This window comes from Streptomyces sp. CA-179760 (assembly GCF_050937045.1).
In the GTDB taxonomy this organism is placed as follows: domain Bacteria; phylum Actinomycetota; class Actinomycetes; order Streptomycetales; family Streptomycetaceae; genus Streptomyces.
In genome coordinates this window covers 4741089-4763429 of record NZ_JBNJLZ010000001.1, presented here as the reverse complement: position 1 = coordinate 4763429, position 22341 = coordinate 4741089, and the positions used below count along the sequence as shown (strand labels likewise).

The window sequence follows — 22341 nt, the reverse complement described above, 5'->3', positions numbered from 1 at the left end:
AGCTGCACAGTCATGGAACTGCACGACGTCTGGTTCGTCCTGATCGCCGTCCTGTGGACCGGCTACTTCTTCCTGGAGGGCTTCGACTTCGGGGTCGGTGTGCTCACGAAGCTGCTCGCCCGCGACCGGCCCGAGAAGCGGGTTCTGATCAACACCATCGGGCCCGTCTGGGACGGCAACGAGGTCTGGCTGCTCTCGGCGGGCGGGGCGACCTTCGCCGCCTTCCCTGAGTGGTACGCGACGCTCTTCTCCGGCTTCTATCTGCCCCTGCTGCTCATCCTGGTCTGTCTGATCGTCCGGGGCGTGGCCTTCGAGTACCGCGTCAAGCGGCCCGAGGAGAACTGGCAGCGCAACTGGGAGACGGCGATCTTCTGGACCTCGTTGCTCCCCGCGTTCCTGTGGGGTGTGGCCTTCGGCAACATCGTGCGCGGCGTGAAGATCGACCAGGACTTCAACTACGCCGGCGGCGTCCTGGATCTGCTCAACCCGTACGCGCTGCTGGGCGGTCTGGTCACGCTGGCGCTGTTCACCTTCCACGGGACGGTGTTCGTCGGGCTCAAGACCGTCGGGGAGATCCGGGAGCGGGCACGGAAGCTGGCGCTGCGTGTCGGGCTGATGACCGCGCTGCTGGCCCTCGCCTTCCTGTTGTGGACGCAGGCCGACCGCGGTGACGGGACGTCGCTCGTCGCGTTGGTCGTGGCCGTCGCGTCCCTGCTCGTGGCGCTGGTCGCGGCACGGGCCGGGCGTGAGGGCTGGGCGTTCGCCCTGTCCGGGCTCACCATCGTGGCCACGGTGGCGATGCTCTTCCTGACGCTGTTCCCGAATGTCATGCCGTCGACGCTCAACCCGGAGTGGAGCCTGACGGTCACCAACGCCTCGTCCAGCCCGTACACACTGAAGATCATGACCTGGTGTGCCGGGATCGCCACCCCGATCGTCCTGCTCTACCAGGGCTGGACGTACTGGGTGTTCCGCAAGCGAATCGGTACGCAGCACATCGCCGACCCCGCGCACTGAGGTGTGTTTCACGTGAAACCAATCGATCCGCGTCTGCTCCGGTACGCCCGTGCCACCCGGGTCTTCCTGGTGGCGGTCGTCGCCCTGGGTGCCGTCGGAGCGGGGTTGGTCATCGCGCAGGCGATGCTCATCGCCGAGGTGGTGGTCGGCGCCTTCCAGCACCGCATGGCCGTGGCAGAGCTCCGCACTCCCTTGCTGCTGCTGGCCGCCGTCGCGGCCGGCCGGGCGCTGGTCGGCTGGCTCACCGAGCTGGCCGCGCACCGGGCGAGCGCGGCGGTGAAGTCCGAGCTGCGGGGGCGGCTGCTGGAGCGTTCCGTGCGGTTGGGGCCCGGGTGGCTGAGCGGGCAGCGGACCGGTTCGCTGGTCGCCCTGGCCACCCGGGGCGTCGACGCCCTCGACGACTACTTCTCGCGGTATCTGCCGCAGCTGGGGCTCGCGGTGGTCGTGCCGGTGGCGGTGCTGGCGCGGATCGTCACCGAGGACTGGGTATCCGCGGCCATCATCGTGGGCACCCTGCCGCTCATCCCGGTCTTCATGGTCCTGATCGGCTGGGCCACCCAGTCCCGGATGGACCGTCAGTGGAGGCTGCTGTCCCGGCTGTCCGGTCACTTCCTGGACGTCGTCGCCGGGCTGCCGACGCTGAAGGTCTTCGGTCGTGCCAAGGCGCAGGCCGAGTCGATCCGGCGGATCACCGGCGAGTACCGGCGGGCGACCATGCGGACTCTGCGGATCGCCTTCATCTCCTCCTTCGCGCTGGAGCTGCTCGCGACGATCTCGGTGGCGCTGGTCGCCGTGACGATCGGCATGCGGCTGGTGCACGGCGAGATGGACCTGTATATCGGCCTGGTCATCCTGATCCTTGCGCCGGAGGCTTATCTGCCGTTGCGGCAGGTCGGGGCGCAGTACCACGCGGCGGCGGAGGGCCTCGCCGCGGCCGAGGAGATCTTCGAGGTCCTGGAGACGCCGGTGCCGGCGTCCGGCTCCGAGGTCGTTCCTGAGGGTGCGCTTGCTTTCGAGGGTGTGACGGTCCGGTTCCCGGGGCGCTCGGCGGACGCCGTGTCGGATGTGTCCTTCACCGTCGAGCCCGGGGAGACGGTCGCACTCGTCGGGCCGAGCGGGTCCGGAAAGTCGACGCTGCTCAGTGTGCTGCTGGGCTTCGTACGGCCGGCCGTGGGGCGGGTGCGGGCCGGGGGAGTCGACCTGGCCGAAGCTGACTTGGAGCAGTGGCGCTCCCGGATCGCGTGGGTGCCCCAGCGGCCGCATCTGTACGCCGGGACGATCGCCGAGAACGTACGGCTGGCGCGGCCCGGCGCCGATGACGACGCCGTACGGCGGGCGCTGCGGGACGCCGGGGCCCTCGAGTTCGTGGACGCCCTGCCCCAGGGCGCGGAGACCGTGCTCGGCGAGGACGGGGCCGGGCTGTCGGCCGGTCAGCGGCAGCGGCTCGCGCTGGCCCGGGCGTTCCTCGCGGACCGGCCCCTGCTGCTGCTCGACGAGCCGACGGCCGCGCTGGACGGGGCCACCGAGGCCGAGGTCGTGGCTGCGGTACGGCGGCTGGCGGCCGGGCGCACGGTGCTGCTGGTCGTGCACCGGCCGGCGTTGCTGGGGGTGGCGGACCGGGTGGTGCGCCTGGCCGAGCCCGAGACGACCGCTGGGCCGGTCGCGCCTGCCTCGGTCCGCACGCCGGCTTCCGTCGACGGTGAGCTGCCCGCCCGGGTCGACCTCACCGAGCCCCATGGGGAATCCGCTTCGGGCCCTGTTCTCACACGCGTTCGCGCCATGTCAGGCGCCCTGCGCGGGCGGCTGGGACTCGCGCTGTTGCTCGGCAGCCTCGCGCTCGGGAGCGCCGTGGGGCTCATGGCCACCTCCGGGTGGCTGATCTCGCGGGCCTCGCAGCAGCCCCCCGTGCTCTATCTGATGATGGCCGTCACGGCGACGCGGGCGTTCGGGATCGGGCGGGCCGTGTTCCGGTACGCCGAGCGGCTGGTCTCGCACGACGCCGTGCTGCGGATGCTGGCGGACGCCAGGGTCGCGGTGTTCCGCCGACTGGAGCGGCTGGCTCCTGCCGGGCTGCGCCGGACCCGCCGGGGCGATCTGCTCTCCCGGCTCGTCGCGGACGTGGACGCGCTGCAGGACTACTGGCTGCGGTGGCTGCTGCCGGCCGGGGCGGCCGTTGTCGTGTCCGCCGCGTCCGTGGGCTTCACGGCGTGGCTGCTGCCGGAGGCCGGGGCCGTGCTCGCGGCCGGGCTGCTGGCGGCGGGTGTGGGTGTGCCGTTGATCACCGGTGCCGTGGCGCGACGGGCCGAGCACCGGCTGGCCCCCGCCCGTGGCGTACTGGCGACCAGGGTGGCCGATCTGCTCACCGGCACCGCGGAGCTGACCGTCGCCGGTGCCCTGCCCGCGCGGACCGCCCGGACACGCGAGGCCGACGGGGCGCTCACCCGGATCGCCTCGCGCGCCGCCACCGCCACGGCCCTCGGCGACGGGCTCAGCGCGCTGATCTCCGGCCTGACCGTCACGGCCGCCGCCCTGGTCGGCGCTCATGCGGTCGAGGCCGGGCGGCTGGACGGCGTGACCATGGCCGTGGTCGTCCTCACCCCCCTGGCCGCCTTCGAGGCCGTGCTCGGGCTGCCGCTCGCCGTGCAGTACCGGCAGCGGGTGCGCCGGAGCGCCGAGCGGGTGTACGAGGTGCTGGACGCCCCGGAACCCGTGGGGGAGCCGGAGCGGCCCCGGCAGGCGCCCGCGTCGCCGTTCCCGGTCGCCGTCAAGGGAATGACCGCACGGTACGAGGGGCAGGACCGGGACGCGCTGGCCGGGCTCGACCTGACCCTCGAGGAGGGCCGCAGGGTCGCCGTGGTCGGGCCGTCCGGCTCCGGCAAGACGACGCTGGCGCAGCTGCTGCTGCGGTTCCTGGACGCGCGGGCGGGTGCGTACACGCTGGCGGGCGTGGACGCGTACGCGCTGCACAGCGACGACGTACGGAGGCTCGTCGGGCTGTGCGCGCAGGACGCGCACCTCTTCGACAGCTCACTGCGCGAGAATCTGCTGCTCGCCAAGAAGGACGCCGGCGAGGACGAGCTGCGTGCCGCGCTCGGCCGGGCCCGGCTGCTCGACTGGGCGGACGGCCTGCCCGACGGGCTCGACACGCTCGTCGGCGAGCACGGGGCACGGCTGTCCGGAGGGCAGCGGCAGCGGCTGGCGCTGGCCCGCGCGCTGCTCGCCGATTTCCCCGTCCTGGTGCTCGACGAGCCCGCCGAGCATCTCGACCTGCCGACGGCGGACGCGCTGACCGCCGATCTGCTGGCCGCCACCGAGGGCCGTACGACATTGCTCATCACGCACCGGCTGGCGGGCCTGGAGGCGGTCGACGAGGTGCTCGTGCTGGATCGGGGACGGGTGGTGCAGCGCGGGTCGTACCCGGAGCTGGTGGCGGTGGACGGGCCGTTGCGGGAGATGGCGGAGCGGGAGGCGACGTCGGAGGAACTGGCGGGAGCGCGGTAGCGGCGTGAACCCTGACGGGCCCGCGCGCACTGATCCATTCGGAGCAGCCGGTCCCCCAGCCGTACGACGTGAACAGGACCGGGCCCGCAAGGCTGGGCGAGGATCGCTGACATGCGCTCATATCGCCGCTATCGCCTGCTCGTTCCAGCCCTGCTGTGCGCGCTGGCGGCCCTCGCGGCCCGGCCGACGGCGGCGGAGAAGGAGCCCGGGAGCGGCGGGGACACGGGCATCAGCGCCGAGGTGGCGCGGCTGTACGAGGACGCCGCGGTGGCGACACAGCAGTACGAGGCCGGCCGCAAGGAGGCCGATGAGCAACGGGCCAAGGCGCAGCGGGCGGAGGCTCTCCTGGACACTCAGCGGCGGCACATCGCGGGCCTGAACGAGGACCTGGGCCGCATCGCCCGTGCCCAGTACCGGAGCAGCGGTGGTCTGCCGGTGGCCGCGCAGATGATCCTCGCCGACAGCCCCGACGACCTGATGCGAGGTCAGCACGCCTTCTCGCAGACGAATCTCGCCGTGAACAACGCGATCTCCAAGAGCCGCCGGGCCGAGGCGCGGCTCACCGCGGACGAGGCCAAGGCCGCGGCCGAGTGGCAGGTGCTGGAGAAGCGGAACGCCCAACTGGCCGATCTGAAGGCGGGCATCGAGCAGAAGCTCGAAGCGGCCCGCTCGCAGCTCCAGGGGCAGGCGGACGCCTCGGTCGCCGCCGGGGCATGCCGGGGGGCCGTCCGGCTCGACCAGCCGGAGACGGGGTTCACGAGTGCGTGGGTCGCGCCCGTGGAGACGTACGAGCTGTCCGCGTCCTACGGCAGCGGTGGGGCGCGGTGGTCGAGCCGGCACACCGGGCAGGACTTCGCGGTGCCGATCGGCACACCGGTGAGGTCCGTGGGCACGGGCCGGGTCGTGAGGGTGTCCTGCGGCGGCCCCTTCGGCATCGAGATCGTGCTGAAGCACGCGGGCGGCTACTTCACGCAGTACGCCCATCTCGCGTCCGTCGCGGTCGACCAGGGGGAGCACGTCAGCCCCGGTCAGTGGATCGGCCAGTCGGGCACGACGGGCAACTCCACCGGACCGCATCTGCACTTCGAGACCCGGGTCACACCGGAGATGGGCTCGGCGGTGAACCCGGTGTCGTGGCTGGAGGCACGCGGGGTGTCGCTCTGAGGAGCGGTTCGACCGCTCCCGAAGGAGCAGGCGACACCTATACCCGCTCGGCCACCAACTGCTCGATCACGACCGCGACACCGTCCTCGTTGTTCGCGACCGTCCGTCCCGAGGCCGCGGCGATCACGTCCGGGTGGGCGTTGCCCATCGCGTACGACCGGCCGGCCCAGGTCAGCATCTCGACGTCGTTCGGCATGTCGCCGAAGGCGACGACCTCCTCGTGCGAGATGCCGCGCTCGGCGCAGCACAGGGCGAGCGTGCTGGCCTTGGACACCCCGGGACCGCTGATCTCGAGCAGGGCGCTGGGGCTGGAGCGGGTCACACTGGCGCGGTCACCGATCGCGAGCCGGGCCAGGGTCAGGAACGCGTCGGGGTCGATCTCCGGGTGGTAGGCCAGGATCTTCAGCACCGGCTCCGCGGCCGCCCGGTGGCCGGGGCCCAGCAGTTCCTCCGCCGGGGCGAGGCTGTCGGGGATCTCCATGTGCAGCTTCGGGTACGCCGGCTCCTGGTAGAAGCCGTAGGTCTGCTCCACCGCGTACACCGTGCCCGGGGCTGCGTCGCGCAGCAGCCGTACGGCGTCCAGGGCGTTCTCCCGCTCCAGCTCCCGTACCTTCACGAACTTGTGGGCGCCGGGGCCGCCGTGCAGGTCGACGACGGCGGCGCCGTTGCCGCAGATCGCCAGTCCGTGGCCGTGCACATGGTCGCTGACGACGTCCATCCAGCGGGCCGGGCGGCCGGTGACGAAGAAGACCTCGATGCCCGCCTCTTCGGCGGCGGCCAGCGCGGCCACCGTGCGGGGGGACACCGACTTGTCGTCGCGCAGCAGGGTGCCGTCGAGGTCGGTGGCGATCAGCCGCGGCGGGAGGGTCTCGGCCGCGGTATCGGGCTGTCGGGTCGCTGAGGTCACCGGGTCATTGTCCCGCAGATGCCCGCACGGGCGTGCGGGGCTCCGCACAGATGAGTCAATGCAGCTCTCACCAGGGGTTTTCCGAGGAAGGTGCCCTCAGGGGCCTCAGCGCAGCTGCGCCGGCGCCTCCATGGCGATCTGCTCGAAGACCTTCTCGTCTGCCGCGAACGGCGAGTCCGGGATGGGCCAGTGGACCACGAGCTCCGTGAAGCCCAGCTCCGCGTGCCGGCCGGCGAAGTCGACGAAGGCGTCCAGCGACTGGAGCGGTCCGGTGCGGTCCGGCGTGAACCCGGTGAGCAGGACCCGGTCGAGGCCGGTCATGTCCCGGCCGACCTCGGCGCAGGTGTCGGCCAGCTTCTCGGCCTGCCCGCGCAGGGCCTGGACCGACTGTTCGGGCGTGCCGTTCTCGTACAGCTTGGGGTCGCCGGTGGTCACCCAGGCCTGGCCGTGTCGGGCGGCGAGCCGCATCCCGCGCGGGCCGGTCGCGGCGACCGCGAACGGCAGCCTGGGGCGCTGCACACAGCCGGGGATGTTCCGCGCCTCGTGAGCCGAGTAGAAGTCGCCCTCGTACGACACCGTGTCCTCGCTGAGCAGCCGGTCGAGCAGCGGGACGAACTCGACGAAGCGGTCGGCGCGCTCGCGCGGGGTCCACGGGTCCTGGCCGAGCGCGGTGGCGTCGAAACCGGAGCCGCCCGCGCCGATGCCCAGCGTGACCCGTCCGCCGGAGATGTCGTCCAGGGAGATCAGCTCCTTGGCGAGGGTCACCGGGTGCCGGAAGTTCGGCGAGGTCACCAGTGTGCCGAGCCGAAGCCGCTCGGTGACGGCCGCGGCGGCGGTGAGGGTCGGTACGGCGCCGAACCACGGGCCGTCCCGGAAGCTGCGCCAGGACAGATGGTCGTAGGTGTACGCGGTGTGGAAGCCGAGCTGCTCGGCGCGCGTCCAGGCCGTACGGCCGCCCTCGTTCCAGCGACGGTACGGGAGGATCACGGTGCTCAGATCCAGACTCATGGCATCGAGACTAAAGGAGCCCTGCGGGTCGCCCGTGTTTCACGTGAAACAGTCACCGTCTGCGGCTGGCCCCGCACAGCAGGTCAGTGCGCGGGTGGGGTCACCGGCAGCCCGGGGCCGACACCTTGACGGTGCGCCGTTCGTTCATCGCTCCAGAGTGCGGGAGAGACGGGAATCACGCGATCGAGTGTTACCTCCGAGGTTTGATCCACAGCCAAGTATTGTTATCCACAGGGAGAATTGACAGTTCTGTGGACAACTAGCCCTCAAAACAGGGTCCTTGGGACCGCCTTACCGATCCACGGGCTGTCACATCGGCGGTTTCACCCGCGCGACCCTGCGCAGCATCCCCGGCGCCAGCCGCGACAACACCCGCGCACCTCGCGCCTCCGGCGTGACCGGAACCACCGCGTCGTCGCGCACCACCGCACGCAGAATCGCGGCGGCCACCTTCTCCGGCGGATAGTTCCGCAGCCCGTACAGACGGGCGGCGCGCTGCCGCAGCCGAGTCTCCTCCTGGGCGTCGACCCCGGCGAAGTGCGCCGTGGACGTAATGGCGGTGTTGACGATGCCGGGACAGACCGCCGTGACACCGATCCCCTGCCCGGCGAGCTCGGCACGCAGGCACTCGCTGAGCATCAGCACGGCCGCCTTCGAGGTGCTGTAAGCGGGCAGCGCCCGGGACGGCTGGTACGCCGCCGCGGACGCCACGTTGACGATGTGGCCGCCCTGCCCGCGCTCGGCCATCCGCCGGCCGAAGAGCCGGCAGCCGTGGATCACGCCCCACAGGTTGACGTCGAGGACCTTCTTCCAGTCCTCCGGTGTGGTGTCGAAGAAGGATCCGGACAGTCCGATCCCGGCGTTGTTGACCAGGACGTCCACCACGCCGTACTCGAGGGTGACCTTCTCGGCGAGCTTCTCCATGGCCTGCTCGTCGGAGACGTCGGCCGTCTCCGCCCAGGCCGCCGAGGCGCCCATGAGACGGGACGACTCGGCGGTGCGGGCCGCCGACTCGGCGTCCCGGTCGACGGCCACCACGCGTGCGCCCGACTCCGCGAACGCGAGCGCCGTGGCCCGCCCGATGCCGCTGCCCGCCCCGGTGACCAGCACGAGCTGCCCGGAGAACCGCTCGGCGTGCCGGCCGCTCGCCGCCGCCGGGGGCCGGCCGTCCTCGACGGACGTCACGAAATCTTCGATCCACGACGCGAGGTGATCCGGACGGGTACGCGGGATCCAGTGCCCCGCCGGGAGCGTCCTGCGGGTCAGCCGCGGAACCCACTGCTCCAGCTCGTCGTGGAGCCGCTCCGACAGGAACCGGTCCTCCAGGGGCGTGATGAGCTGCACGGGCGCGTGGGCGTGCGCGTCAGGGCGCGGCCTGCGCAGCCGGGGCCGCACGTTGTCCCGGTACAACCAGGCGCCGTGCGCCGCGTCCGACGGCAGTGACGAGGTCGGGTAGCCGTCGCGCGGCACCTGCTCGACCCGCTCCAGGACCTTGGGCCAGCGCTTGCCGAGCGGGCCGCGCCAGGCCAGCTCGGGCAGCACGGGCGTGTGCAGCAGGTACACGTACCAGGACTTCGCGCCCTGCCCGAGGAGCTGGCCGACCCGGCGCGGGGTGGGCCGCTTCACACGCCGGCTGATCCAGTGGCCGAAGTGGTCAAGGGACGGCCCGGACATCGAGGTGAAGGAGGCGATGCGGCCCTCGGTGCGCCGGACGGTGGTGAACTCCCAGGCCTGCACCGAGCCCCAGTCGTGCCCGACCAGGTGCACGGGCCGGTCCGGACTGACCGCGTCCGCGACAGCCAGGAAGTCGTCCGTCAGTTTCTCCAGCGTGAACCCGCCCCGCAGCGGCTGCGGCGCCGTCGACCGGCCGTGGCCGCGGACATCGTACGCCACGACGTGGAACCGCCCGGCGAGCCGCGCGGCGACCTCGGACCACACTTCCTTGCTGTCGGGGTAGCCGTGCACGAGGACGACCGTCGGGCGACGCGGATCGCCCATCTCGGCCACGCACAGCTCGACTTCGCCGGTCCGTACCCAGCGCTCCCGCGCGCCCGTGAGCAACGTCATCCGGCGAATCTGGCAGTTGTTAGAGAATTCGTCAATAGGGCGCTGCTCCGGCCCCACCCGGCCGTGGTAACTCTCGAGAACCAGCTCCCCTAGGGCCCGTAATACTCAGGGCTGACCCGAATACAGCTCCACGGAGTGACGCCCGCCACGCTCACGGGCCCTACCTTCGAGGGGTGACTGTGATCGCGACCGAAAGCCTGAGCAAGCGGTTCCCGAGGGTGACCGCGCTTGACCGGCTCTCCGTGGACGTCGGGCCCGGTGTGACCGGACTCGTCGGAGCCAACGGAGCCGGCAAGTCCACACTGATCAAGATCCTGCTGGGTCTGTCCCCCGCCACCGAGGGCCGCGCCGACGTGCTCGGCCTCGATGTCGCCACCAAGGGCGCCGACATCCGCGAGCGGGTCGGCTACATGCCCGAGCACGACTGCCTGCCCCCGGACGTCTCGGCCACCGAGTTCGTCGTCCACATGGCGCGCATGTCCGGCCTGCCGCCCACCGCGGCGCGCGAACGCACGGCCGACACGCTGCGCCACGTCGGGCTGTACGAGGAGCGCTACCGCCCCATCGGCGGCTACTCGACCGGCATGAAGCAGCGCGTCAAGCTCGCCCAGGCCCTGGTGCACGACCCGCAGCTGGTCTTCCTGGACGAGCCGACCAACGGCCTCGACCCGGTCGGCCGCGACGAGATGCTCGGCCTGATCCGCCGGATCCACACCGACTTCGGCATCTCGGTCCTGGTCACCTCGCACCTGCTGGGCGAACTGGAGCGCACCTGCGACCACGTCGTCGTCATCGACGGCGGCAAGCTCCTGCGCTCCAGCTCCACCACGGACTTCACCCAGACCACGACGACCCTCGCGATCGAGGTCACCGACACCGACGAGCACCCGGACGGCACCCGCGCGGTGCGTGACGCGCTGCACGCGCGCGGGGTGAGCGTCGAGGACGGCAGCGGCCTGCCGGGCGCCGGCCACGTCCTGCTGCTCACCGCGCAGGGCGAGGAGACGTACGACCTGGTCCGGGACGTGATCGCCGACCTCGGACTCGGCCTGGTGCGCATGGAGCAGCGCCGGCACCACATCTCCGAGGTCTTCACGGACAGCGACGAGCGCGAGCAGCGGAAGGAGGCGGTCGGCCATGGCGGTTGAGCACTCCACGGGGACATCCGCCCCGGCACCGGGTGACCAGACCCGCATCCACAACATCGGCTACCGCAGCTACGACGGCCCCCGCCTGGGCCGCGCCTATGCCCGCCGCTCCCTGTACTCGCAGTCCCTGCGCGGCTCCTACGGCCTCGGCCGCTCGGTGAAGTCCAAGGTGCTGCCGATGCTGCTGTTCGTGGTGATGTGCGTGCCCGCGGCCATCATGGTTGCCGTCGCGGTCGCCACCAAGGCCAACGCCCTGCCCGTCGACTACACGCGCTACGCGATCATCATGCAGGCGGTCATCAGCCTCTACGTCGCCTCGCAGGCACCCCAGTCCGTCTCGCGGGACCTGCGCTTCAAGACCGTGCCGCTGTACTTCTCGCGGCCCATCGAGACCGCCGACTACGTCCGCGCCAAATTCGCGGCGCTGGCCTCGGCGCTGTTCATCCTCACCGCCGGCCCCCTGCTCCTGCTCTATGCGGGCGCGCTGCTGGCCAAGCTCGACTTCGCCGACCAGACCAAGGGATTCGCACAGGGACTCGTCTCCGTGGCACTGCTCTCACTCCTCTTCGCCGGTATCGGCCTGGTCATCGCGTCCTTCACTCCGCGCCGCGGCTTCGGCATCGCGGCCGTGATCGCCGTGCTGACCATCACCTACGGCGCGGTCTCCACCCTGCAGGCCATCGCCGACGCGCAGGGCAGCGGCGACGCCGTGCCGTTGATCGGGCTGTTCTCCCCGATCACGCTCGTCGACGGGGTGCAGTCCGCGTTCCTGGGCGCGACCTCCGCCTCCCCCAGCGGGGTGGGCCCGAGCACCGCCGAGGGCGTCGTCTACGTCTTCGTCGTACTCGGCCTGATCGCGGCGAGCTACGGCCTCCTGATGCGCCGCTACAAGAAGGTGGGACTGTGACCACGCTCAACATCGACCATGTCTCCCGCTGGTTCGGCAACGTGGTCGCCGTCAACGACATCACCATGACCATCGGCCCCGGCGTCACGGGCCTCCTCGGCCCCAACGGCGCCGGAAAGTCCACCCTCATCAACATGATGGGCGGCTTCCTGGCCCCCTCCACCGGCACGGTCACCCTCGACGGGCAGCCCGTGTGGCGCAACGAACAGATCTACCGGCACATCGGCGTCGTCCCCGAGCGCGAGGCGATGTACGACTTCCTCACCGGGAAGGAGTTCGTCCTGGCCAACGCCGAACTGCACGGCCTGGGCGCCAAGGCGGCCCAGAAGGCGCTGGCCACGGTCGAGATGGAGTACGCGCAGGACCGCAAGATCCAGACGTACTCCAAGGGCATGCGCCAGCGCGTGAAGATGGCTTCGGCCCTGGTCCACGACCCGTCCCTGCTCCTGCTCGACGAACCCTTCAACGGCATGGACCCGCGCCAGCGCATGCAGCTGATGGACCTGCTGCGCCGCATGGGCGACGAGGGCCGCACGGTGCTGTTCTCGTCCCACATCCTCGAAGAGGTCGAGCAACTCGCCTGGCACATCGAGGTCGTCGTCGCCGGCCGGCACGCCGCCAGTGGTGACTTCCGCAAGATCCGGCGCCTGATGACCGACCGGCCGCACCGCTACCTGGTGCGTTCCAGCGACGACCGCGCCCTCGCGGCCGCGCTGATCGCCGACCCGTCGACATCCGGGATCGAGGTCGACCACGCCGAGGGCGCGCTGCGCATCCAGGCCGTCGACTTCGGCCGCTTCACGGCTCTGCTGCCGCGTGTGGCGCGCGAGCACGGCATCCGCCTGCTCACGGTCTCGCCGTCCGACGAGTCCCTCGAGTCCGTCTTCTCGTACCTGGTCGCGGCGTAGGAGGCCCTGATGTATGACCCCACAGTCGCCCGACTCACCTACCGGGCCCTGCTCGGCCGGCGCCGGGCCCTCATCCTCGGGGCCCTCCCCCTGCTGCTGATCGTCATCGCCGTGGCGGTGCGCGGCCTCGCCGGGGCGGACGACCAGACGGCCTCGGACCTGCTGGGCGGCCTCGCCCTCGCCACGATGGTGCCGCTCATCGGCGTCATCGCCGGAACCGGCGCGATCGGCCCGGAGATCGACGACGGCTCGGTGGTGTACCTGCTGTCCAAGCCGATCAAACGGCCGACCATCATCTTCACCAAGCTGATCGTCGCGATCGCCGTGACGATGGTGTTCTCCGCGGTGCCGACGCTCATCGCGGGATTCATCCTGAACGGCAACGGCCAGCAGATCGCCGTGGCCTACACGGTGGCGGCGCTGGTCGCGTCCATCGCGTACGCGGCCCTGTTCCTGCTGCTCGGCACGGTCTCCCGGCACGCGGTCGTGTTCGGTCTCGTCTACGCGCTCGTCTGGGAGGCCCTGTTCGGCTCCCTGGTGCCGGGCGCCCGCACGCTGAGCGTCCAGCAGTGGTCGCTGGCTGTGGCCCAGAAGGTGTCCGGCGGGGACCTGGTGACCTCGGACGTCGGCCTGACCACGGGGACGGTGCTGCTGGTGGCCGTCACGGTCCTGGCCACCTGGTTCGCCGGTCAGAAGCTGCGTTCGCTGACGCTCGCCGGCGAGGAGTGATGTGCCCCGGCCTTGACGGGGGCTTCACCCCTGTCGGGGCACACTGGGCAAACGGGATGTAGGGGAACCGCACGGGAGTTGGACGGCTGGGAGGAGACGGGGATGGCGGGCGAGAGGGCGCAGTACGAGGACGGTGGCCGGGACGAGCCCGGGGCCAGGTCAGGGTCCGGATCCGAGCCCGGGTCCGGGTCCGGGGCCGGGTCCGGAGACGATGCTTGGGGCGACCTCGTTCTGGACGACGACTTCATACGCTCCGCCGAGACCTCCGAGCCGTCCGCCCGGGCCCGGATGCTCGCCGAGCGCTGGCGCCGTGAGAAACCGGAACCGCAGCCCTGGCGCTCCGACGAGCCGCCCGCGGGCTGGTTCTTCAGCAAGGTCCGGCGGCGCAGATGGCGCAGGCGCTGACGCTGGGCGATTTAATCGGTGGCGTCCAATTCGCCCGGCGGGGAGAGTGGTTGTATGCACCCCGCCGGGCGAGGAAGTCCGGCGCCGAGTTCTGGGAGAGGAGCGGGACGATGTCCATGCACGGCAGTACGTCCAGCTCCCTTCAGGGCAGCCCGCGGCGGGATCCGGAGTAGTCGCTACCCCACTCCGTAGAGCTCGCCCCATACGGGGAGCTGCCCGGGGCGGCCGCTTCGAGCACGCGAATCGCATATCGCGTGGGCCGCCCACCCGGAGGATTGGCCGAGTGGTAAGGCACCGGTTTGCTCTGTGTTTGATCAGAAGCGAGTCGCGGTCGGGCTCAAAGGCCCGCGCACGTTCGATCCGTGCATCCTCCGCCCAGCATCACCGAGCACTGAACAACAGGCCCGACGTTCAGCCCAACAACCGTTCCAGCACCACCGCGATGCCGTCCTCCTCGTTCGAGGAGGTCACCTCGTCGGCCACGGCCTTCAGTTCCTCGTGGGCGTCCGCCATGGCGACGCCGTAGGAGGACCAGGCGAACATCGGTATGTCGTTGGGCATGTCGCCGAAGGCGATCGTGTCGGCCGCCTTCACCTTGAGCCGACGGGCCGCCAGGGACAGACCGGTCGCCTTGGACAGGCCCAGGGGGAGGAGTTCGACGATGCCCTCGCCCGCCATGACGACACTGACGAAACCGCCGGCGGTGCGCGTGGCCACCTCGCACAGCTCGTCGTCCGACAGCGTCGGGTGCTGGATGTACATCTTGTTCAGGGGCGCGGTCCACAGGTCCGACGCGTCCGTGAAGGGCGTCGCCGGGAGGGTGCCCTGGACTGCGTAGCCGGGGCCCACCAGGACCTCTCCGTCAAGACCGTCGCGGCTCGCGGCCAGGTACAGCGGGCCGACCTCCGCCTCGATCTTGGCCAGCGCCACGCCGGCCAGCTGCCGGTCCAGCGTCACCGACGTCAGCAGGCGGTGGGCGCCGGCGTCGTACACCTGCGCGCCCTGGCCGCAGACGGCCAGGCCCTGGTAGCCGAGGTCGTCGAGGATGTGCCGGGTCCAGGGGACCGCGCGGCCGGTGACGACGATGTGCGCGGCGCCCGCGACGGTGGCCGCCGCGAGCGCGTCACGGGTGCGGGACGACACCGACTCGTCGGAGCGCAGCAGCGTCCCGTCGAGATCGGTGGCGATCAGCTGGTAGGGAAAATCTGTGGTCACTTGGCCACCGGCTCCAGGACCTCCCGGCCGCCCAGATACGGGCGCAGCACCTCAGGCACGCGCACCGAGCCGTCGGCCTGCTGGTGGTTCTCCAGGATCGCCACGATCGTGCGCGGTACGGCGCACAGGGTGCCGTTGAGCGTGGCCAGCGGCTTGACCTGCTTGCCGTCACGGACGCGGATCGACAGCCGTCGGGACTGGAATTCGGTGCAGTCCGAGGTCGAGGTCAGCTCGCGGTACTTGCCCTGGGTCGGGATCCACGCCTCGCAGTCGAACTTGCGGGAGGCCGATGCGCCCAGGTCGGCGCTCGCCACGTCGATCACGCGGTACGGCAGCTCCAGGGAGGTCAGCCACTGCCTCTCCCACTCCAGCAGCCGCTGGTGCTCGGCCTGCGAGTCCTCCGGAGCGACGTAGGAGAACATCTCGACCTTGTCGAACTGGTGCACACGGAAGATGCCCCGGGTGTCCTTGCCGTGCGAACCGGCCTCGCGGCGGAAGCAGGGCGAGAAGCCCGCGTACCGCAGGGGGAGGCGGTCGGCGTCGAGGATCTCGTCCATGTGGTACGCCGCCAGAGCCACCTCGGACGTGCCGACCAGGTAGAGGTCGTCGTCGGCGAGGTGGTAGACGTCCTGGGAGGCCTGGCCGAGGAAGCCCGTGCCCGCCATGGACTGGGGTCGGACCAGGGCCGGGGTGAGCATCGGGGTGAAGCCGGCCGCGGTGGCCTGGGCCATCGCCGCGTTCACCAGGGCGAGCTCCAGGAGCGCGCCCACGCCCGTCAGGAAGTAGAAGCGCGAGCCGGAGACCTTGGCGCCGCGCTCGACGTCGATCGCCCCGAGGATCTGACCGAGTTCCAGGTGGTCCTTGGGCTCGAAGCCCTCGGCGGCGAAGTCGCGGATCGAGCCGTGCGTCTCCAGCGTGACGAAGTCCTCCTCGCCGCCCACGGGCACGTCCGGGTGGACGAGGTTGCCGAGCCTCTGGAGCAGCTCCTGGGTCTCGGTGTCGGCCGCGTCGCGGTCCGCGTCGGCGGCCTTGACGTCGGCGGAGAGCTGGCCGGCCTTCTTCAGCAGCTCGGCCTTCTCGTCCCCGGCCGCCTTGGGGATGAGCTTGCCGAGCGCCTTCTGCTCGGCGCGCAGCTCGTCGAAGCGGACGCCGGACGACCTGCGCCGCTCGTCGGCAGACAGGAGGGCGTCGACGAGCGCGACGTCCTCTCCACGGGCGCGCTGGGACGCGCGCACACGGTCGGGGTCCTCACGGAGCAGGCGAAGGTCAATCACGCGCCCAAGGCTACCGGTGTGGGGTGACCGCTCACGACTCACTAGGGAGGTCGATTATTACGTACCGTTATGGGTGAATTGCGGTTGGTGTCAATAAACGGCACTTCTGCCCCCGGAACGGGGCATCTGTGAGGCACCGTATTGACTCGATTTCCTTGTGCGGAACGGGACTTGGGCCCAAGTTGTCCACAGGGGTCCACACCCTCCGAAGAGTTATCCACAGGCTGTGTGGAAGATCTGTGGACTTCGGAATTGATCACTCCGGAAGGCTGAGTGCCCCTCGGAATTCCCGGTGCAAACCTGCCCTGTCCTCACTTTCGAGTGCAATTGGGTCCCCCTGAAGAGTTACGCAAGGGGAAACGGTAGACGAAGGGCGACCTGCCCGTTGATGGACCTATCCGGGCCCCGTAGGGCGATTTGTCGACTGAATCACGTTGCGTTGTCGACTTGTCCCCAGGTCGAGAAGCGGACCTGTGGATAACTTCTGTGGATAACGAAAATCACCAGGTACGACCGGCCTAGAACCGGCCGTCCTGGCACCGCGCCACCCAGTCCGCCGCCTCCATGAACTCCTCGTCCGACGTCCCCAGCCGCGGCGGCTGGACATCCCCGGGCCGCACGTCCGCGCGCGGATAGGAACCGAGGTAGCGCACCTGGAGGCAGATCCGCTTCAGGCCCTTCAGGGCATCGGCCATCCGGCGGTCGGAGATATGGCCCTCGGCGTCGATGCAGAAGCAGTAGTTGCCGATGCCGGCACCGGTGGGCCGGGACTGGAGCAGCATCAGGTTGATGCCCCGCGTGGCGAACTCTCCCAGCAGGTCGCGCAGACCGCCGGGGTGGTCGTCACGCTGCCACAGCACGATGGACGTCTTGTCCGCGCCGGTCGGTGCCGCGGGCCGGGCGGGCCGGCCGACCAGCACGAACCGTGTCTGGGCGTTCTCCGCGTCGTGGATCCCGGTCTCCAGGGCCTCCAGGCCGTACCGGGCGGCGGCGAACTCGCCGGCGAAGGCGGCGTCGTACTGGCCCTCTTGGACGAGCCGTGCGGCGTCCGCGTTCGAGGCGGCCGACTCCCAGTGCGCGTCCGGCAGGTTCTTCTTCAGCCAGTTGCGCACCTGCGGCTGGGCGGCCGGGTGGGCGGAGACCGTCTTGATGTCCGACAGCTTGGTGCCCGGGCGGACCAGCAGCGCGAAGGTGATCGACAGCAGTACCTCGCGGTAGATCATCAGCGGTGCGCCGGCGACCAGCTCGTCGAGGGTGGTGGTGATGCCGCCCTCGACGGAGTTCTCGATCGGCACGAACGCGGCCTCGGCCTCGCCGGTTCGTACGGCGTCGAGCGCGGACTGGACGGAGACGTACGGGGTGAGTTCCCGGGTGGCGGCCTCGGGAAGCGTGCGCAGGGCGACTTCGGTGAAGGTGCCCTCAGGGCCGAGATACGCATAGCTCGCTGGCATGACCTCACCCTAATGGGCCTGCGGAATCGACATCCCCCACAAGACCGCCCAGAGGCGAACTCTCACCCCTCCAGCAACTTCTGCCCCACGTATTCGCCCTTCGCGGCCCCGCCCGGCACCGCGAACAGCCCGCTCGACTCGTGCCGGATGTACTGCGACAGAGCGTCGCCCCGGTCGAGCTTGCGCTGTACCGGCACGAAGCCGCGCAGCGGATCGGCCTGCCAGCAGATGAAGAGCAGACCCGCGTCGGGCACCCCGTCGGTGTCGATGCCGTCGTGGAAGGAGAACGGGCGGCGGAGCATCGCCGCGCCGCCGTTCTGGTCGGGCCGGGTGATGCGGGCGTGGGCGTTGATCGGGACGACCAGGTTGCCCTTGGCGTCCGTCTTCTCCAGGTCCATCGCGGTCGTCTCGGTGCCCCCGGACAGTGCCGCCCCGTCGGACTTGCGGCGTCCGATCACGTCCTCCTGCGCTGTGCCGGAGAGCTTCTCCCAGTCGTCGAGGAGCATCCGGATCCGGCGTACGACGGCGTAGGAGCCGTTCGCCATCCAGGACGGTTCGCCCTTCTCCGGGACGAAGATCCGCTGGTCGAAGTCGGCCTCGGCCGGCTTCGGGTTGCGGGTGCCGTCGATCTGGCCCATCAGGTTGCGGGCCGTCATGGGGTGGGCGGTGGCGCCCGGCGAGCGGTTGAAGCCGTTCATCTGCCAGCGGACCCGGGCAGCCGAGCCGGTGTCCTTCTGGAGGGCGCGCAGGGCGTGGAAGGCGACCAGGGAGTCGTTGGCGCCGATCTGCACCCACAGATCGCCGTTGCTGCGGTTCTTGTCGAGGTGGTCGGAGGAGAACTCGGGCAGCGGGTCGAGCGAGGCCGGGCGCCGCTTCTCCAGGCCCGTCCTGGCGAAGAAGCTGTGGCCGAAGCCGAAGGTGATCGTCAGTGACGAGGGTCCGGCGTCCCGGGCCACGCCGGTGTCGTCGTGCCCGTTCGGCTCGCCCGCCATCAGCCGCCGTGCCGTCTCCGACCAGCGGCGGAGCAGGGCGGCGGCCTCCTTGCGGCCGGCGCCCGCGGTCAGGTCGAAGGCGACGACGTGGCCGCGGGCCTGGAGGGCGTCCGTGATGCCGGGCTGATGTTTCCCGTGAAACATCGCCCGGTCGGTGCCGAGCGAGGTGAGCGGCGCGGCGGCTTCGGAAGGGGCGGCCGCGTATCCCCCGGCCGCGCCCGCCGTACCGAGCACGAGCCCGGTGGCACCGGCGGTGCCGAGCATCCGGCGCCGTGAAATGCCCTCCCGGGCGGAGGCCGCTTCGGCCTCCCCCGGGGCGGTGCCGGGGGTGCGGGCCTCCGGAGTGGACTGGTCAACCATGGTGGTTCAGCCGATCTGCGCGTTCTTGGAGACGGTCACCTCGTCGATGTCGGAGGTCCGCACGGTCACGTCGACCTGCCAGTCGCCGGCCATGGGGATCTGCACTCCGTTCGCCGACCAGTGTCCGGTAGCGATGTGGTCGGGGGCGACGGGCAGGGGCCCGAGGTCCTTGGCTTTCAGGGTGAAGTCGACCTTCACTTCGGGGATGTCGAAGGCCCGGCCGTTGGGCCGCTCCACGTAGACGTGCATCTCGTTGTTGCCCACGCGCGCGGGGTCGAGGTCGACCGTGACGATGCCCTTGCCGTCCTCGCCGCCGGTGTCGAACGGCATGTTCAGGGTGAGTGCCCCGGACGCTCCGGCGTCGGCGGAGGCGGCTGCGGAGGACGAGGCTGCCGCCTTGGCCTCCTGCTCCGTACGGCCCGGCTCGGTCTGGGTCAGAACGGTGGTGACGGCGAGCAGGACGACCGCGATGCCGGCCTCGGCCAGCACGGAGCGGCGCAGTCCGAAGCGGTTCGGATCAGCGTCCCGCAGCTGCTTCCGCCGGGCGGTGTCCCGAGCGGCCCGCTGCCGGGCGAGCTGCGTGGCGCGCTCGGTGTCGGCGGGTTCGGTGACGCCGGGTTCGGAGGCGGCGGCCTCGGTGTCGGCGGCCTCGGTGTCGGCCGACTCGGTGGAGTCGGCCTCGGTGTCAGGCCGCCCGTCGGCGTCATGGCCGGTGTCCGAGCTGGTCGTGCCGGTCGGGCCATCGCCAGTGGCGTCGGCTTCCGTGTCGCCGGAGGCGTCAGCCCCCGCACCGACGCGCGCCATCTCCCGCTCCGCCGATGCCGGCACCGCCTCCAGCAGCCGCCCTGTCCAGCGCCGCGAGATCCACGCGACCCCGACCAGGACGACCACGAGGGCGATCTTGGCCAGGAGCAGCTGCCCGTACCGGGTGTCGGTGAAGGCCGACCAGGAGCCGAGCTGGCGCCAGGACTGGTACGTCCCGGTCGCGATCAGCGCGAGGACGCTGCCGAAGGCGACCCGGGAGAAGCGGCGTACGGCCGACGCGTCGACGGGCGCGTCGGCGGGTGCCCGGTACAGGGCGACCAGGAGCGCGCCCAGCCCGCCGAGCCACGCGGCGACGGCCAGCAGGTGGACGACGTCGACCGGCATGGAGATGCCCGCCTGGAGCCCGACCGAGGCGTGCTCGGACATCGCCCAGCTCGCGGCGAGCCCGGCCGCCACGACGACGCCGCCGATGGCGAGACCGAAGGTCAGGTCGCGCCTCTCCTGGGGGTCCTCACGCTTGTCGTACGCCCCGAACAGCACGGAGATGAACAGTGCCGCCGCGGCGAGCAGCAGCAGCCGGGAGACGAGGGCCGCGCCGGTCTTGGTCTCGAGTACCTGCCCGAGCAGGGACAGGTCGAAGACGTCGGCGACCTTCCCGGAGCCGGTGTAGGAGCCGCGCAGCAGGAGCAGGGCGAGGGTCGCGGCGGTGAGCGCGAGCCACCCGGAGACGACGAACCGCTGCACCGGCCGTACCCCGGAGCCGCGTCGCCAGCAGGCGAGGACGAAGGCGGCACCGCCTGTCATCACGATGAACCCGGCGTACGACACATACCGTCCGAAGCCGTACAGCCAGCCGACGACCCCGTCGTCGGTCGCCTGCTGGGAGACCGTCGCGGACGTCTTGGAGGGGGCGCCGATCGAGAAGGTGTAAGCGCCGGCGACGGGATGGCTGTCCGCGGAGACGACCTGGTAGGCGACCGTGTACGTGCCGTCGGGCAGGCCCGGCTTCAGCCCCACGGCATACGTCGTCCCGCTCACGTTGGACGGCTCGGCCGTGTCGACGCGCTTGCCGTCGGGGTCGAGGACGCGCAGCGAGTCGTCGGACAGCGCGACCTGCTCGGAGAAGGTGAGCGAGATCCGGGCCGGGGCCTCCTGGACCACCGTCCCCTGCCCGGGGTCGCTGCCGGTCACCGCGGCGTGCGCGGAGGCCGGGCCGGCTCCGGCGAGGAGTGCGCAGGCCGCGGCGAGGAGCAGCAGCACCAGGGCCCGGACGCGGGGGGCGATGGTCTGTGTCACAGGGGTCCCTCCCTCAGTGTCAGGTCTTCGGGCTGTAGGTCGCCGACTTCACCGGCATCTCGACCTTGACGGGTCCGGAGCGGGCGAAGCGCAGCTCGACGGTGACCGTCTGGCCTTCCTTCGGCTTGCGCTTCAACTGCTCGAACATCAGGTGGTCGCCGCCGCTCTTCAGCACCAGTTCGCCGTGGGCGGGGACCTTCAGGTCCTTGACCTCCCGCATGGCTCCGCCGACGGTCTCGTGCACGGTGACCTGACCGGCGACATCGCTCGTGACCGAGGTCAGCTCGTCGGCGGCACCACCCTTGTTGGTGACGGTGAAGAAGCCGGCCGCCATCTCGTCGGAGACGGGCTGCGGCATGTACGCGGAGCCGACGGAGAGTTCCGCCTTCCCGTCCGCGGAGCCACTGCCGGAGTCCGAGTCGCCGCAGCCCGCCAGGGCCAGAGCCCCGGTCAGGATGAGGGCCGCCGGGCCGAGTCGACGCCTCACGGGTTCGCTCCCTTGACGATCTCGGGGAGGTCCTTGGTGTAGTCGTCGACGGTGGCGTCCTCGCCGTAGAGCACATAGCCGCCGTCGGTCTTCGGCGAGAACGCGATGACCTGGGTGCCGTGCTCGGAGATGACCTTGCCGTTCTTGTCCTTCCTCGGCGCGTCGATGGAGATGCCGAGGGTGCGGGCGCCGGCCTGGATGGTCGCGAAGTCGCCGGTGAGGCCGATGAACTGGGGGTCGATGCCCTTGAGCCACTTGCCGAGCTCGTCCGGGTTGTCGCGGTCCGGGTCGGTGGTGACGAACACGACGCGCAGGTCGTCCTGTTCGGCCTTGGGCAGTTGCTTCTTGGCCACGGCGATGTTGCTCATGGTCGACGGGCACACGTCGGGGCAGTGGGTGTAGCCGAAGTAGATCAGGGTGGGCTTGCCCTCGGTCTCCTTGCGGAGGTCGTACTTCTTGCCCTGCGTGTCGGTGAGGACCAGGTCCGGCTTCTCGAACGGCTTGTCGAGGACGGTGGCGGCCTTCTCTGTGCCGGCCTCCTCCGACACCACGGCGACGGGCTTGTCGCTGTCGCCGCCGCTGCCGCAGGCGGTCAGGGTCAGAGAGGCGGCGGCGAGCAGAGCGGCCGCGGCGAAGGTCTTGGTGCGCATGAAAGGAATCCCAGATGTCGGTGACCCGGCGCGCACCGGATGTCCCCGCCCGAGGGGCGAGGATCCGGGGCGCGCCGTGCAACGGAAGCG

General features: G+C 70.9%; 18 protein-coding genes and 1 tRNA gene. 9 read left to right on the top strand and 10 right to left on the bottom strand.

Annotated elements, in window-relative coordinates; all coding sequences use genetic code 11:
• Positions 1 to 12 precede the first annotated feature (12 nt).
• The 3 genes from cydB to ACQEV8_RS21450 all read left to right on the top strand — a co-directional run bounded on the left by cydB (position 13) and on the right by ACQEV8_RS21450 (position 5682).
• Positions 13 to 1017, top strand: coding sequence for a cytochrome d ubiquinol oxidase subunit II (cydB, locus tag ACQEV8_RS21460; protein ID WP_432962548.1), 1005 nt, complete (start codon positions 13 to 15; stop codon positions 1015 to 1017).
• 12 nt (positions 1018 to 1029) lie between these two features.
• Positions 1030 to 4518: a thiol reductant ABC exporter subunit CydD gene (gene cydD / locus ACQEV8_RS21455; RefSeq protein WP_432962546.1), complete on the top strand. Its 3489-nt coding sequence runs from the start codon at positions 1030 to 1032 to the stop codon at positions 4516 to 4518.
• A 111-nt stretch (positions 4519 to 4629) separates the two neighbouring features.
• Positions 4630 to 5682: a peptidoglycan DD-metalloendopeptidase family protein gene (locus ACQEV8_RS21450; RefSeq protein ID WP_432962544.1), complete on the top strand. Its 1053-nt coding sequence runs from the start codon at positions 4630 to 4632 to the stop codon at positions 5680 to 5682.
• Positions 5683 to 5719: 37 nt separating this feature from the next.
• Here the strand turns inward: ACQEV8_RS21450 and ACQEV8_RS21445 are convergent, their stop codons facing one another.
• The 3 genes from ACQEV8_RS21445 to ACQEV8_RS21435 form a co-directional block, all read right to left on the bottom strand.
• Positions 5720 to 6607, bottom strand: a complete 888-nt coding sequence (locus ACQEV8_RS21445; RefSeq protein ID WP_432972878.1) for a Cof-type HAD-IIB family hydrolase — start codon at positions 6605 to 6607, stop codon at positions 5720 to 5722.
• An 87-nt stretch (positions 6608 to 6694) separates the two neighbouring features.
• The gene (locus ACQEV8_RS21440; protein WP_432962542.1) at positions 6695 to 7597 is read right to left on the bottom strand and encodes an LLM class flavin-dependent oxidoreductase; all 903 of its coding nucleotides are present in this window, start codon (positions 7595 to 7597) and stop codon (positions 6695 to 6697) included.
• A gap of 309 nt (positions 7598 to 7906) precedes the next feature.
• Positions 7907 to 9664: an SDR family oxidoreductase gene (locus tag ACQEV8_RS21435; protein ID WP_432962540.1), complete on the bottom strand. Its 1758-nt coding sequence runs from the start codon at positions 9662 to 9664 to the stop codon at positions 7907 to 7909.
• 179 nt (positions 9665 to 9843) lie between these two features.
• On the opposite strand from ACQEV8_RS21435, the gene ACQEV8_RS21430 reads away from it, so the two are divergent.
• The 6 genes from ACQEV8_RS21430 (at position 9844) to ACQEV8_RS21405 (ending at position 14135) form a co-directional block, all read left to right on the top strand.
• Entirely contained in the window at positions 9844 to 10812 is a 969-nt protein-coding gene (locus ACQEV8_RS21430; RefSeq protein ID WP_432972875.1) for an ABC transporter ATP-binding protein, read from the top strand.
• Positions 10802 to 11719: an ABC transporter permease gene (locus tag ACQEV8_RS21425; RefSeq protein WP_432962538.1), complete on the top strand. Its 918-nt coding sequence runs from the start codon at positions 10802 to 10804 to the stop codon at positions 11717 to 11719. The genes ACQEV8_RS21430 and ACQEV8_RS21425 overlap by 11 nt, the downstream gene beginning before the upstream one ends.
• Positions 11716 to 12627 (top strand): ABC transporter ATP-binding protein, encoded by a 912-nt coding sequence (locus ACQEV8_RS21420; RefSeq protein WP_432962536.1) that lies wholly within the window; start codon positions 11716 to 11718, stop codon positions 12625 to 12627. Before ACQEV8_RS21425 ends, ACQEV8_RS21420 begins: the two co-directional genes overlap by 4 nt.
• 9 nt (positions 12628 to 12636) lie before the next feature.
• Entirely contained in the window at positions 12637 to 13356 is a 720-nt protein-coding gene (locus tag ACQEV8_RS21415) for an ABC transporter permease subunit (protein ID WP_432962534.1), read from the top strand.
• 102 nt (positions 13357 to 13458) lie between these two features.
• Complete coding sequence (locus ACQEV8_RS21410; protein WP_432962532.1) at positions 13459 to 13761, top strand: hypothetical protein; 303 nt, start codon at positions 13459 to 13461, stop codon at positions 13759 to 13761.
• Positions 13762 to 14030: 269 nt separating this feature from the next.
• Positions 14031 to 14135, top strand: a tRNA-OTHER gene (locus tag ACQEV8_RS21405).
• Positions 14136 to 14172: 37 nt separating this feature from the next.
• Here the strand turns inward: ACQEV8_RS21405 and ACQEV8_RS21400 are convergent.
• The 7 genes from ACQEV8_RS21400 to ACQEV8_RS21370 all read right to left on the bottom strand — a co-directional run bounded on the left by ACQEV8_RS21400 (position 14173) and on the right by ACQEV8_RS21370 (position 22251).
• Entirely contained in the window at positions 14173 to 14976 is an 804-nt protein-coding gene (locus ACQEV8_RS21400; protein WP_432962530.1) for an HAD family hydrolase, read from the bottom strand.
• Entirely contained in the window at positions 14973 to 16250 is a 1278-nt protein-coding gene (serS, locus tag ACQEV8_RS21395) for a serine--tRNA ligase (RefSeq protein WP_432962528.1), read from the bottom strand. The genes ACQEV8_RS21400 and serS overlap by 4 nt, the downstream gene beginning before the upstream one ends.
• Positions 16251 to 16768: 518 nt before the next feature.
• Entirely contained in the window at positions 16769 to 17701 is a 933-nt protein-coding gene (gene pheA, locus ACQEV8_RS21390) for a prephenate dehydratase (RefSeq protein ID WP_432962526.1), read from the bottom strand.
• A gap of 62 nt (positions 17702 to 17763) precedes the next feature.
• Complete coding sequence (gene efeB / locus ACQEV8_RS21385; protein ID WP_432962524.1) at positions 17764 to 19053, bottom strand: iron uptake transporter deferrochelatase/peroxidase subunit; 1290 nt, start codon at positions 19051 to 19053, stop codon at positions 17764 to 17766.
• 6 nt (positions 19054 to 19059) lie between these two features.
• Positions 19060 to 21114, bottom strand: a complete 2055-nt coding sequence (locus tag ACQEV8_RS21380; protein ID WP_432962522.1) for a copper resistance protein CopC — start codon at positions 21112 to 21114, stop codon at positions 19060 to 19062.
• 19 nt (positions 21115 to 21133) lie between these two features.
• On the bottom strand, positions 21134 to 21601 hold the full coding sequence (locus ACQEV8_RS21375; RefSeq protein ID WP_432962520.1) for a copper chaperone PCu(A)C: 468 nt from the start codon (positions 21599 to 21601) through the stop codon (positions 21134 to 21136).
• Positions 21598 to 22251, bottom strand: coding sequence for an SCO family protein (locus ACQEV8_RS21370; RefSeq protein ID WP_432962518.1), 654 nt, complete (start codon positions 22249 to 22251; stop codon positions 21598 to 21600). Before ACQEV8_RS21370 ends, ACQEV8_RS21375 begins: the two co-directional genes overlap by 4 nt.
• Positions 22252 to 22341: the final 90 nt, after the last annotated feature.

Bases quoted from the DNA above. Each gene is read 5' to 3' on its own strand.
- ACQEV8_RS21415 (WP_432962534.1), top strand. From the start codon at position 12,637: ATGTATGACCCCACAGTCGCCCGACTCACCTACCGGGCCCTGCTCGGC.
- ACQEV8_RS21425 (WP_432962538.1), top strand. From the start codon at position 10,802: ATGGCGGTTGAGCACTCCACGGGGACATCCGCCCCGGCACCGGGTGAC.
- ACQEV8_RS21450 (WP_432962544.1), top strand. From the start codon at position 4,630: ATGCGCTCATATCGCCGCTATCGCCTGCTCGTTCCAGCCCTGCTGTGC.
- ACQEV8_RS21440 (WP_432962542.1), bottom strand. From the start codon at position 7,597: ATGAGTCTGGATCTGAGCACCGTGATCCTCCCGTACCGTCGCTGGAAC.
- pheA (WP_432962526.1), bottom strand. From the start codon at position 17,701: ATGCCAGCGAGCTATGCGTATCTCGGCCCTGAGGGCACCTTCACCGAA.
- ACQEV8_RS21410 (WP_432962532.1), top strand. From the start codon at position 13,459: ATGGCGGGCGAGAGGGCGCAGTACGAGGACGGTGGCCGGGACGAGCCC.
- efeB (WP_432962524.1), bottom strand. From the start codon at position 19,053: ATGGTTGACCAGTCCACTCCGGAGGCCCGCACCCCCGGCACCGCCCCG.
- cydB (WP_432962548.1), top strand. From the start codon at position 13: ATGGAACTGCACGACGTCTGGTTCGTCCTGATCGCCGTCCTGTGGACC.
- ACQEV8_RS21370 (WP_432962518.1), bottom strand. From the start codon at position 22,251: ATGCGCACCAAGACCTTCGCCGCGGCCGCTCTGCTCGCCGCCGCCTCT.
- ACQEV8_RS21435 (WP_432962540.1), bottom strand. From the start codon at position 9,664: ATGACGTTGCTCACGGGCGCGCGGGAGCGCTGGGTACGGACCGGCGAA.